9 protein-coding genes and 1 pseudogene are annotated in these 12,322 nt (G+C 42.1%); 5 read left to right on the forward strand and 5 right to left on the reverse strand.

The features are described from left to right. Nucleotides 1–34: 34 nt before the first annotated feature. A complete protein-coding gene (locus tag E0F88_RS22885) occupies nucleotides 35–1,051 on the reverse strand; it encodes a 1-acyl-sn-glycerol-3-phosphate acyltransferase (protein ID WP_229213876.1) in 1,017 nt (338 codons plus the stop codon). Between the two features lie 145 nt (nucleotides 1,052–1,196). Between E0F88_RS22885 and E0F88_RS22890 the strand changes: the two genes are divergently transcribed. The 4 genes from E0F88_RS22890 (at nucleotide 1,197) to E0F88_RS22905 (ending at nucleotide 5,532) form a co-directional block, all read left to right on the forward strand. Then, nucleotides 1,197–2,237: an aminoglycoside phosphotransferase/kinase family protein gene (locus E0F88_RS22890; protein ID WP_131960606.1), complete on the forward strand. Its 1,041-nt coding sequence runs from the start codon at nucleotides 1,197–1,199 to the stop codon at nucleotides 2,235–2,237. A 35-nt stretch (nucleotides 2,238–2,272) separates the two neighbouring features. Then, nucleotides 2,273–3,121 (forward strand): TIGR01459 family HAD-type hydrolase, encoded by an 849-nt coding sequence (locus E0F88_RS22895; RefSeq protein ID WP_131960607.1) that lies wholly within the window; start codon nucleotides 2,273–2,275, stop codon nucleotides 3,119–3,121. Between the two features lie 102 nt (nucleotides 3,122–3,223). Then, nucleotides 3,224–4,765, forward strand: coding sequence for a YifB family Mg chelatase-like AAA ATPase (locus E0F88_RS22900; protein ID WP_131960608.1), 1,542 nt, complete (start codon nucleotides 3,224–3,226; stop codon nucleotides 4,763–4,765). Nucleotides 4,766–4,914: 149 nt separating this feature from the next. Further along, nucleotides 4,915–5,532, forward strand: a complete 618-nt coding sequence (locus E0F88_RS22905; RefSeq protein ID WP_131960609.1) for an OmpH/Skp family outer membrane protein — start codon at nucleotides 4,915–4,917, stop codon at nucleotides 5,530–5,532. A 90-nt stretch (nucleotides 5,533–5,622) separates the two neighbouring features. On the opposite strand, the gene E0F88_RS22910 is transcribed toward E0F88_RS22905, so the two are convergent. The 4 genes from E0F88_RS22910 to E0F88_RS22925 all read right to left on the reverse strand — a co-directional run bounded on the left by E0F88_RS22910 (nucleotide 5,623) and on the right by E0F88_RS22925 (nucleotide 10,841). Continuing rightward, a complete protein-coding gene (locus tag E0F88_RS22910; RefSeq protein WP_131960610.1) occupies nucleotides 5,623–7,059 on the reverse strand; it encodes an AAA family ATPase in 1,437 nt (478 codons plus the stop codon). Between the two features lie 174 nt (nucleotides 7,060–7,233). After that, on the reverse strand, nucleotides 7,234–7,983 hold the full coding sequence (locus E0F88_RS22915) for a succinate dehydrogenase/fumarate reductase iron-sulfur subunit (RefSeq protein ID WP_220466368.1): 750 nt from the start codon (nucleotides 7,981–7,983) through the stop codon (nucleotides 7,234–7,236). A gap of 117 nt (nucleotides 7,984–8,100) precedes the next feature. Continuing rightward, nucleotides 8,101–10,089 carry a fumarate reductase/succinate dehydrogenase flavoprotein subunit gene (locus E0F88_RS22920; RefSeq protein ID WP_131960612.1) on the reverse strand — a complete coding sequence of 663 codons (1,989 nt, stop codon included), beginning with the start codon at nucleotides 10,087–10,089 and terminating at the stop codon, nucleotides 8,101–8,103. A gap of 80 nt (nucleotides 10,090–10,169) precedes the next feature. Further along, entirely contained in the window at nucleotides 10,170–10,841 is a 672-nt protein-coding gene (locus E0F88_RS22925; protein ID WP_131960613.1) for a succinate dehydrogenase cytochrome b subunit, read from the reverse strand. A 288-nt stretch (nucleotides 10,842–11,129) separates the two neighbouring features. Between E0F88_RS22925 and E0F88_RS22930 the strand changes: the two are divergent. Continuing rightward, nucleotides 11,130–12,322: pseudogene (locus tag E0F88_RS22930) on the forward strand (gliding motility-associated C-terminal domain-containing protein); the annotation flags it as partial.

A 12,322-nucleotide genomic window follows, 5' to 3' on the forward strand; every position in this document is an offset into this window, starting at 1 on the left:
AATTAAACGTTTCCATACTTTATCCACCTTTTGGCTACCGGTATCTGTTTCCCATCCATGCCAAAAGCGGAAGCGTAGCGAACAGCGCCAAACCTGCTTTAAAACCAGCGAACAGGCCAACGATCAGAGATAATATCAAAACAATTGTTGGATACAGGTAAAGTAATAACCCAAAAAGAGCCGAGTCATAAAAGACACTGCGTGCTGTAATTTTAGCTACTTTTTTGGTAAAAACATGGTATAACGGACGATGGATCGCACGGCCAACCCAGCCAATCGCCCGGAAAAATACATTTCCGTTTGACGGTACCGAGTTTGTTCCGAAAAATGCATTCATCGCCTGCAAACGTTCTTCTTTTGAAGCTCCCTCAGGTATAGTCAAAATTTCCCGGTTCATTCTTTCCTGAAGTAAGTCGTTAAATTCACGAAGCCATTTTTCATATTCTTCTGGATTCGTTTTCAGGTCATTTCTTTTAATAGCCTCTCCAAAACGAATCGACACCCGTTTTCCTGTACCACGATAATGTTCGTAGTTCATACCGGTAGGAATCACAAGCATATCAGTAAGGCTGGCATCTCCAAACCAGGCCTGATGCGCCATACGCGCTGTTCCTTTTCCAAGCGGCCGAAGTTTCCATTCATTTACGCAAACGCCTTCGGAAAAAACGATAACCGCATCGCCTTCTCTCATCGCAGCCAGACTTTCTTTTGTAGTATTGTCAAGATTACGAACCTGATCTCTTCCTTCGGATCCCCGAAAAACCGGGATCAGTTTGATTTGTCTCAGCCAGAATGCCACCGCAGGTTTTTTAAATGCATCACCACGGGCAAGTGTATGAATCATTTGCGTAAGCGTGGCGCCGATAACCAGAGCATCAAAAAACGAATCAGGATGATTGGAAGCGAGAAGTAATGGGCCTCTTTTAGGAACATTTTCCAGGTTGACAACCATTAGCCTGCGTAAAAAAATAGGTAACGCAAGACGAATCAGAAAGCGGGAGAAATAGAAGAACAAAGCAGCAGTGATAAGTTTATATACAAAATAAAGCAAAAGTATTATTCTTCTGCTATAATATTTAAATCAAAATGAACAGATACATCCATCTGCTTGGGTAAGTTCTTACCTTTGCTGCCCATATAACCCTCTGAATACCGGACGGCTATGTAGATTCATCAAAGCCAAATGAGAAAAAGTAATGCGTTTAAAAGATTATCCCGCCATCATACGAAAAGCGTGGGAAGGATTTGACAGTTCGATCGGAGTAAAGTTTGTAGAAGATATCAGTGCGAAGGTTTCGACTAACCACGTTTTCCGGGTAACACTGGATAATGACGATAATGTTATTGCTAAGCTTTCCTATTTTGGTAAGTATGAGCACTTTAAGGAAGATCACCGGATTATTCAGACGCTCGCCAACAATTTGCTTTATCCATACGAAAACGTACTGGCCAGATCCCTGATGAAAAACAATCAGGTTTATACCTATCGTTATCAGGAAGATTTTGTGGATACCTGGGTTGTTTTTTACAATCCGATACGTGCCATGAACCGTCTGCCACGCCGGCTAAACGAAGATCAGATCAGAAAGCTCGGTACCGAAGCAGCCAAGTTTCACCTGGCTTCTTTTCGTGCAGGAAAATCGATTCCAAAGTCATCAAAAAATCTGAGAACAGATATTCAGCATCTGCTGGACATTCTGGAAACGGAGACCGGAAAGTATGAACATCGCGGCTACATCCATATCCTGAAAAGGCAGTGCGATATTTTTATGAAAAACATCCAGCGATTGAACGTCAGTTCTTTTGACCTGATGCCCGTTTTTGTGGACTGGAACATTGGAAATTTTTCTGTAACCGAAGACCTGAAATTCTTCTCACGGTGGGATTATGACTGGTTCAGAGTTTCTTCCCGGGTTATGGATTTTTACTTTTTCAGCCGTGTTGTTTCGAATGTGGGTGACCGCACTGTTTTTAGCTATCTGATGGGCCCCTTAACGGAAGATCGTTTTATGATTTTTTTGCAGGAATACCACAAAGTATACCCGCTTACAGAAAAGGAGGTTCGTTTTATTAAGGAAGCCTACCGGTTTTTTATTTTGAATTATGTTATCAAATACGGAAAATATTTTTTCCACAGATCCTATTGCACCAAACTCCAAAGAGAAGCCTACGAGCTGTATTTCCCGGCTATCGATGGTTTTGACGAAGACAAAATTCTTCGTTTATTAAAAATATAGGATCTGCAATGCTTTTTCACTCTTAGACACCTGTTATGATACTAGACAATTTCAAATCTGTAATATCTAAATATGAAGTAATATTTTTTGATGCATTCGGTGTTTTGAAAACCTATAATGGGTTAATTCCGGGGATTGAGAACACATTTGCCTATTTGAGGGAAACAGGAAAAGACTTTTATGTGGTCACCAATGATGCCTCACGAAGCCCGGAACAACTGGCGGAATCTTATGTAAAACTAGGAATAAATGACGTTACGCCCGACCGTATAATTTCTTCAGGAATGCTCGCACGGGAATACCTAGATTTAAAGGTGCGTCAGGGAATTGTCGCCTACTTAGGAACAGACAACTCTGCACACTACATCGGTACTTCGGAAATGCAGACATTATCGATCAGAGAGCTTGACCTGAATGCTGTGTCAGATGTGAATGCGTTGGTTTTTTTGGATGATGAAGGATTTGACTGGAACACGGATTTAACAAAAACGCTGAATTTGCTTCGTAAAAGGAATATTCCCGTGATCGTAGCCAATACGGACAAAACTTATCCTGCATCTAAAAGTCGTTTATCTATCGCTGTAGGAGCTTTGGCAAAAATGATTGAAGATACGATCGGAAGACAGTTTATCCGTTTTGGTAAGCCCGATCCCCAGATGTTTATTTTTGCTTACCAGCATATCAAAAATTATCCGAATGTAAGCAAAAGAGATATTTTGATGGTCGGTGACACTTTGCATACCGACATTTTGGGTGGAAACAAGTTTGGCCTGGATACTGCCCTCGTCCTAACCGGTAATACACAGGCGGAAGATGCAGAAGTCCGGATCCGAAGCACCGGAATTATACCTACTTATATTTGCGTTTCAGCAGTAGTAGAATAGAAATAAATCTGTTAAAAACGCACTCATCGTTTATATAAATTCTTCTTATTTTTGAAAGATTTCCAAAAAAGATATCTATAATTCATCAACAAGAATACACACATGCTAGCTAAAACTTTTGGAAGCGCCGTTTACGGTGTCGATGCCAATATGATTACCATCGAAGTTACGGTGGGCCAGGGAATGGGTTTTTTTATGGTTGGCCTGGCCGACAGCGCAGTAAAAGAAAGTCAGCAGCGCGTAGAAGCTTCTCTAAAATACTTCAATTATAAAATGCCGCGGCAAAAAGTGGTTGTGAACCTGGCTCCTGCCGACATTCGCAAAGAAGGTTCTGCGTACGATCTGCCAATTGCTTTGTGCATCATGAATTCTTCGGAACAGCTCACTACCGAGAAAAATCTTGAAGATTACGTCATCATGGGTGAACTTTCTTTAGACGGCATTCTGCGTCCGATTAAGGGAGTACTTCCCATTGCGATCGAAGCCAGAAAACAGGGTTTCAAAGGTTTTGTCCTTCCTGCTGAAAACGCTCATGAAGCGGCAATTGTCAACAACATCGATGTTATTCCGGTTGAAACACTTGAAGACGCGATTGCTTTTTTTGAAGGTAAAAAGGACATTCAACCTCTGATTGTAGATACACGAGATCTTTTCTTCACAAGTCAAAATGAATATGATGCCGACTTTGAACATGTTCAGGGACAGGAAAATATAAAACGTGCCTTAGAGATTGCTGCTGCGGGCGGACATAATGCTATCATGATTGGGCCGCCGGGAGCAGGTAAAACAATGCTCGCAAAACGTATTCCGAGTATATTGCCACCATTAAGTTTGCCGGAAGCACTCGAAACAACAAAAATCCACTCTGTTGCAGGCAAACTTGGAAAACGCGCCACATTGGTTTCACGCCGGCCTTTTCGTGCTCCGCATCATTCTATCAGCGATGCAGCGCTGGTTGGAGGCGGCAGTTTTCCACAACCGGGTGAAATTTCCCTTGCACATAATGGCGTTCTTTTTCTGGACGAACTTCCTGAATTTAAAAGAACGGTTCTCGAAGTGATGCGCCAGCCTTTGGAGGAACGAAAAGTGAGTATATCCAGGGCAAAAATGGCGGTTGAGTTTCCGGCTAATTTTATGTTGATAGCCAGCATGAATCCTTGTCCGTGCGGCTATTATAATCATCCTGATAAAGAATGTGTATGCGGACCAGGTGTTGTACAGAAATATCTGAACAAAGTCAGCGGACCATTGCTCGACCGGATTGACCTGCACGTAGAAGTTACTCCTGTGTCTTTTGACCAGATCGCATCTACCCGTAAATCTGAAAGCAGTGAACAAATTCGGGAAAGGGTGATCAAGGCAAGAGAAAGACAAACTGAACGGTTTAAAGACAGGAAAGAAATTTATTCCAACGCCATGATGCCGCCGGAACTGGTAAAAGAAATTTGCATCATCAGCGATCCGGGTAAAGCCTTGCTACGCACGGCGATGGACAGGCTTGGACTTTCTGCCAGAGCATACGACCGCATCCTGAAAGTATCCCGAACCATAGCAGACCTGGCCGGAAGCGATGACATCAAAGTCGAACACCTGGCCGAAGCCATACAATACCGAAGTCTGGACAGAGAAAATTGGGCCGGGTGAAATAATATAATTTATCAAAAAAATGCTTTAACAGACAGCATTTGAATCTCTTTATTTTAAGTGTAGTAAAAAACTGCTGAATTGCATGCCTTGAAACACAAATCATTATCTTTGCGGCTCTTTCTAAAAAACAATAAAACTTTAAAGACGTGAATAACAATACTTCGTTGATTTGGAACATCGTACTTACTCTTGCTGTAGCGGTGTTATTCTTTTTACATTTCTCAGGCAAGCCAGACGGTACCTCTACAGCAGCAGACGGTGCAGTTGTTCCCGGACGTCGTACTGTTTATGTACAGGTCGATTCTCTTTTGAAAAATTATGATTTTTTCAAAGACACTAAAAAAGAACTTGAAAACAAAAACTTCCAGCTGGAAAATGAACTGAATACAAAAGGAAGATCATTGCAAAATGAAGTTGCCTTTTTCCAGCAAAAAGCACAAACAATGACTCCTGAACAAGCGCGTTCAACAGAGGCTCAGCTGATGAAAAAACAACAGGATCTTGTTGCTTACCGTGACCAGGCTGCACAGGCTCTGGGCCAGGAAGAAGCTAAAAAGAACGAACAGCTTTATAAAAACATCCGTGCATACATTGAGAAGTATAACAAAGACAATGGCTTTGAATACGTTCTTGGTTATTCTTTGGGTGGCGGAATTCTGTTTGCCAACCCATCCTTGGATGTAACGCAAAAAATTATCGACGGACTGAACAAAGAATACAAGTCTACCGGTACCGCAGCAGCTGATACAACTGCTAAAAAATAAGCGTTGAAACTGAAAGGCTGATGCCCTTTGGTATAAACAAAAACGAGACGCCGGATTCCGGTGTCTCGTTTTTGTTTATACATTTTTCCGTCAGCTAAGTACTTCAAATAAAGATTCCATTTTAACTTCACTCTGGATCAGGTTAAGTTTGTACTCATTTGATTTAGTACCAAATGTGGTGATCATAGTTGGAAAAACTGTTTTTTTAGTGTTAGTTTTTTCACGGAAGATATTAACCTTTGCCTGAATTTCAGAAGCATATTTTTTGTCAATGGTAAATTCAGATGTAGAAAATTTTATTTCACAAAGATTAATAGTAAAATCCTGACGGTCGATTAAAAGATCAATTTGTGTTCCGTTTTCTTTTGTTTTCGGTGCATAACGCCAGGCCGATTCCTGAGTATAAACGGCCGAAATCCCCAGCGCCTTTTTGATCTGCGGAATATGTTTAAGACAAATTCTTTCAAAGGCCATACCACTCCAGCTTTTCCAGGAATAAGAAGCAGATTGCTTAACCCAGGATCCCGGACCTGAATTTTTATTGCCTTCCATAAATTTCAAATAAAATGCTGAGTACTCATCAGATAACTTATAAATACTCTGTTTTACATTTTTATCAAAAGGAATATACATCTCTATAAATCCAGACTCCAGTAGTTCTTCGAGTAGTTTGGTTGTGCCTCCGCCAGTTGTAAAGTGACAGGTTTCTATAATCTCATTTCTTGTCAATCCCATAGGTTTTCCTGCCAGCGCCCGAATTACAGCAATATGTTTGTCAGCCTGTATAAATAAAGAGTCATATAAATTTTTAAACTCATTCTCAAGCAGCCCATCCTTCGTAAAGCACATCCTGTCAATATTTTGAGCCGTACTTTCTCCGGTTTTGATGTCTTTTAGATAGTGCGGTATTCCCCCTAAAATCATATACAGCTGTAATAGCTGATATCTGTCCAGAATAATCCTCCGGCTTTTAAGGTAGGTTTCAGCTTCGTTTAAAGTAAAGGGTAATAATCTTATCCTTCGTGTAATCCTGTTATGCAGGCCGCCTTTGTTATTGACAATCTTTCGAATCATCCAGGAAGCAGCAGAACCGCAAATTACAACCACCAGATTTTTTTGATTCGAGGCCCAGGAATTCCAGAAATGTTCAAATGCCTGTAAGAATCCGGATTTGTGCGAATCAATCCATGGAAATTCATCAAAGAAAATGACAGACTTTTTCCTTTTGATTTGAGCTGTAATGTAGGTTTTTAATATTTCAAAAGCCCGAATCCAATTTCGGGGAGTTGCGAGAGGGATGCTCACTTTGGAAAATGCTGACAATGCAAGTGTGAAACTCTCCAGTTGTTCAGGCGTTGAGCTATTATGCATACCCGAAAAATCGAATATTAACTGATCTTTATACACATTTCTAATCAGGAATGTTTTACCGACCCTGCGGCGGCCATAAATGGCAATAAGCTCTGCTTCAGAAGTTCCCAGGGCTTCTTTTAAGATTTCTGTTTCTGTTTCTCTGCCAACTATCATCTCTGAAAAATTATTGCTCGCCAAAACTACTAAATAAATTACAGTTTTGGCGAGCAATGAATAATTATTACTCGCCAAAACTATTAAAATAAACAAAGTTTTGGCGGGCAATAAATACAAAAGCGGGCACTGAACAATCAGTACCCGCTTTTATCAAATCTATAATAACTTTTCTTAAACCGCAGTTGAAGAAATTTTTGCTCCGATATATTCCCGGTTCATACGGGCAATGTTTACCATACTGATTTCCTTCGGACATTCAGCCGAACATGCACCTGTATTGGTACAAGCGCCAAAGCCTTCTGCATCCATTTGTGCAACCATTTTCTCTGCACGAATGCTGCGCTCTGCCTGGCCCTGTGGCAATAATGCCAGCTGGGAAATTTTGGCAGATACAAAAAGCATGGCCGATGCATTTTTACAAGCAGCAACACAAGCTCCGCATCCGATACAGGCTGCTGCTGAAAACGCGTCGTCTGCCGCTTCTTTTGGAATTGGCAAGCTGTTTGCATCCTGTGCATTACCTGTGTTGACAGATATAAAACCACCTGCGGCGATCACACGGTCAAAAGCATCACGGTCTACAACCAAATCCTTAATAACCGGAAAAGCTTCTGCACGCCATGGTTCTACAACAATGGTATCTCCATCGTTAAAAGAACGCATGTGAAGCTGGCAGGTTGTTACACCTCTCAATGGCCCGTGAGGACGTCCGTTAATATACATCGAACATGCACCGCAGATTCCTTCACGACAATCGTGATCAAATGCAACCGGCTCCGTTCCTGCTTCTATAAGTTGCTCGTTAAGGACGTCGAACATTTCAAGGAAAGACATATCCGGAGAAACACCATCCAGACTGTAATCTTCGAAACCTCCTTTATTTGTATTGCTTTGTCTCCAGACTTTAAGCTTAATATGCATGTTACCTGCACTCATTTTTCTAACATTTAACGGTTATCAATTAACCAATAATATTAATATAAGCGAATGGCCGAGGCGGCCCCACCGATAGCTGGTAGCCGACGGCTGAAAGCTCGTTTATTTATAACTTCTTTGGGCAATCTTGATATTGTCGTATATCAATTCTTCTTTATGAAGCTCCCAGTTTTCAATCGACTTGTGCTCCCATGCCGAAACAAACATGAAATTTTCATCATCACGTAATGCTTCGCCTTCTTCTGTCTGATGCTCTTCACGGAAGTGACCGCCACACGATTCCTCACGGGTAAGCGCATCAATACACATCAACTCTCCTAACTCTATAAAATCTGCAACACGACCGGCTTTGTCCAGTTCAGGATTAAATTCAGTTGTGGTGCCCATAACTTTCACGTCTCTCCAAAACTCTTCACGAAGCGCACGTATTTCAACAATTGCTTCTTTAAGTCCTTGTGCATTACGGGCCATTCCGCATTTATCCCACATGATCTGCCCTAAACGGCGATGGAAAAGCTCAGGAGATGTTTTGCCCTGAATGCTTACCAATTTATCAATGCGGTCCTTTACCTCTTTCTCTGTTTGTACAAAAGCCTCATGATCAGTCGGTATTTTACCGGTTCCGATCTCCTTTGCAAGATAAGATCCGATGGTGTAAGGAATTACAAAGTATCCGTCAGCAAGTCCCTGCATCAATGCCGAAGCTCCCAGACGATTCGCACCGTGATCAGAGAAATTGGCTTCACCCAAAGCATACAGACCAGGCACGGTTGTCATCAGGTTGTAGTCAACCCAAAGTCCGCCCATCGTATAGTGAACCGCCGGATAAATACGCATAGGCACTTCGTAAGGATCTTCTCCTGTGATTTGCTTATACATATCGAAAAGGTTACCATACTTTTCTTTTACGACTGCTTTTCCCCAGGTTATAATATCTTCCTTAGAAGGATTAGCAATGTTATTTTTATTAGCTTCACCATGTCCGTAACGATCAACAGCCGCAGCGAAGTCAAGAAAAACAGCCAGTTTGGAAGTTCCTACGCCATAACCTGCATCACATCTTTCTTTTGCAGCACGCGAAGCGATATCACGTGGTACCAGGTTACCAAAAGCAGGATAACGTCTTTCCAGGTAATAGTCTCTTTCGTTTTCCGGAATTTCATTTCCCGGACGAGTATCGTTTTTAGCTTTCGGTACCCAAATCCGCCCGTCATTACGAAGGGATTCAGACATCAAAGTCAGCTTAGACTGATGCTCTCCTGAAACAGGAATACAAGTCGGGTGAATTTGTGTAAAACATGGATTTCCAAAAAAAGCACCTTTTTTATGCGCTTTCCAGGCTGCCGTCACATTACTGCCCATTGCATTTGTTGACAGATAGAATACGTTTCCGTAACCGCCCGTACAAAGCAGCACCGCATGTCCGCCATGTCTTTCCAATTCACCTGTAATCAGGTTTCTTGCAATAATCCCGCGGCATTTGCCATCAATATTAACAACATCAAGCATTTCGTGACGGTTGTACATCTGAACTGTACCCATCCCAACCTGACGCTGTAATCCTGAGTATGCCCCAAGCAACAATTGCTGACCCGTTTGACCAGCCGCGTAAAATGTACGCTGTACCTGTGTTCCTCCAAATGAGCGGTTGGAAAGCAAACCACCGTACTCACGGGCAAAAGGAACACCCGCAGCAACACATTGATCTATAATATTACCGGAAACTTCTGCAAGACGGTGCACATTACCCTCTCTTGCGCGATAATCTCCCCCTTTGATTGTATCGTAAAAAAGACGGTAGATCGAGTCTCCATCATTTTGGTAGTTTTTAGCTGCATTAATCCCTCCTTGTGCAGCAATAGAGTGCGCACGACGCGGAGAGTCCTGAAAACAAAAAGCTTTTACTTTATAACCCAATTCAGCCAAAGTCGCAGCCGCGGAAGCACCGGCAAGACCTGTTCCTACAACGATGATTTCAAGATTACGCTTGTTGGCAGGGTTTACAAGAGGTACCGAAGACTTGTATTTACTCCATTTTGTTTCAATCGGCCCCTGTGGTATTTTGGCATCCAGACTAGATGAAGTTGCCATATATATTTTTAATATTTAATTAACCGAAAAATGAATATTGAAAACTAGGCTGTTGGCTAAGCCGGCAGCTTTCTTTTTATTTATGATACCCATCCGAAATAAATTGAGATTGGCATCAGTGCAAAAAGAAGGGGAATAACGATTGAATATGCTGTTCCAATAAATGAAACCAGCCCGTTGTACTTTATGTGATTCCAGCCCATGGTTTGAAAAGCACTTTTAAAGCCGTGAAGCAAATGCCAGAACAGGGAAATGCAGCCGAGTACATAAATCAGAACCACTAACGGATTTTGGAAAATATCCAGCATCATCTGATAGAGGTTCAATTCTTCACCGGTAGCAAACTGATTGGAACGGTTAGGAATCCAAAAGTGAGCGGTATGGATTACCAAAAAGATCAGAAGCAAAGTACCAAGCAAACCCATACTGCGCGAATACCACGTACTGTTGGCAGAAGGATTGCTGACCTTGTAACCAATCGGGCGAGCCGCTGCATTGGTTTTCCAAAGCATAAGTCCGTCTACGATATGAATCAGAAAGCCGGCAACAAGACCGATCTCAAGCGTACGGATAATAGGATTGGTACCCATAAAATGGCCCCAGTGCGTAAAAGTTTCACCGCCGTCATTATAAAAAATCATGGCGTTGATTCCAGCATGGATAACCAAAAAAGTTATTAAAAAAAGTCCGGTAAGAGCCATCAAAAGTTTTTTACCGATGGAACTCGTTAACGTTTGTGTAAACCACGACATAGGAAACACGAATGGTTTTAGTGCAAAAAAAAGAGGTATATTTAGAACGATTCAAAGGTATACCACAAACCTATGCGACACAATAAAACAAACTCATTTTTATAAAACTGGGGATAATTTATAATCATTATTAAGAATCAGAATATTGAAGCTTCATACATTTCTTTAAGTTTGTCACCAGGTGTATAATGAGAACAAATAATCCTTATGATAAGGTTTTCTTAGTACACATTTTTTCTATCATTTTTCGTTCAGGATATAACTCTTTGTTCGTTAAGAAAGATCAGCATGATGAATTCTCTTCTACGGTATCGGCTTTGCCCATTTTTTATTCTACTATTTCTGTGCAGCTATCAGGCGAGCGCTACACACTTTCGTGCAGGAGAAATTACCGCACGAAAAATTTCCTCCCTTACCTATGAGGTTAAACTAACCGCATATTTTGACGTCAGCCCCAGAGGGAAACCAGCTGCCGATGCAGCAACACAGGTTAACTTTTACTTTGGAGTACCTGGCCCGAACACAACCAAAACTTTAAAGGTGGTACAGCGAGATCCATCTTCTGTCAGGAATATTGGTTTAAATACAACGGTAAATGAATATGTTACTACATATACCTTTCCATCAGCAGCCGCTTATGAAATCTCTGTCGAGATGGATAACCGTAATGAGGGCACGCTTAATATCAACAATGGAATTAATACACAGAGTATCAATTTCTTTGTACATTCCATCTTACTCATAAACAGCTCAATAGGATCTAACCAGACACCGGTTCTTTTAAATGCACCAATCGATCTGGCAGCAGTGGGACAACGATATATCCACAATCCCGGCGCCTTTGATGCTGATGGTGATAGTCTTTCATACAAATTATATGTTCCACAGCAATCTCTTGGCGGAGGCGTGGGAAGAGACGTTGTTTACAAAGATCCAACTCAGGTTACTCCTCCGGGTGCAACCGAAGCTGGTGCAAGCCCGGCAACGTTTAATATGAATCCGATTACAGGTGATCTTACCTGGGATGCTCCGGTAACTGCCGGACAATACAATGTTGCTTTTGTCGTAGAAGAATGGCGGGATGGCGTGCGGATTGGCCAGATTATAAGAGATATGCAAATTTTGGTCGAAGACGCTCGCAACGACCGGCCCTTACTGGATCCGCTGGCGGACATCTGCGTTGAAGCAGGAACACGCATCAGCCAGCTCATCAGGGCAACAGATAAAAACGGCGACAGGCTCACACTTACTTCCAATGGTGGGGTGTATGAAAGCACACTGGTCGCTCCGGCTGTGGCAACCTTTACCCCCCAGACAAATGCAATAGGTACCGTTACAGGTCAGTTCGTTTGGCAGACAGGCTGTAACCACATCCGCCTGGAACCTTACGATGTGCTCTTCAAAGTGGAAGATGCAGCAGGACCCAGTGTGCCTAATCCAAGTCTATTCCGCAAGCTGGTCGATATCACCACCATGAACAT

It is taken from the genome of Dyadobacter psychrotolerans (assembly GCF_004349265.1).
Classification (GTDB): domain Bacteria; phylum Bacteroidota; class Bacteroidia; order Cytophagales; family Spirosomataceae; genus Dyadobacter; species Dyadobacter psychrotolerans.

Excerpts from the sequence above, each read along its gene's own strand:
- E0F88_RS22895 (WP_131960607.1), top strand. The coding sequence starts at position 2,273 with ATGATACTAGACAATTTCAAATCTGTAATATCTAAATATGAAGTAATA.
- E0F88_RS22890 (WP_131960606.1), top strand. The coding sequence starts at position 1,197 with ATGCGTTTAAAAGATTATCCCGCCATCATACGAAAAGCGTGGGAAGGA.
- E0F88_RS22920 (WP_131960612.1), bottom strand. The coding sequence starts at position 10,089 with ATGGCAACTTCATCTAGTCTGGATGCCAAAATACCACAGGGGCCGATT.
- E0F88_RS22915 (WP_220466368.1), bottom strand. The coding sequence starts at position 7,983 with ATGCATATTAAGCTTAAAGTCTGGAGACAAAGCAATACAAATAAAGGA.
- E0F88_RS22900 (WP_131960608.1), top strand. The coding sequence starts at position 3,224 with ATGCTAGCTAAAACTTTTGGAAGCGCCGTTTACGGTGTCGATGCCAAT.
- E0F88_RS22925 (WP_131960613.1), bottom strand. The coding sequence starts at position 10,841 with ATGTCGTGGTTTACACAAACGTTAACGAGTTCCATCGGTAAAAAACTT.
- E0F88_RS22910 (WP_131960610.1), bottom strand. The coding sequence starts at position 7,059 with ATGATAGTTGGCAGAGAAACAGAAACAGAAATCTTAAAAGAAGCCCTG.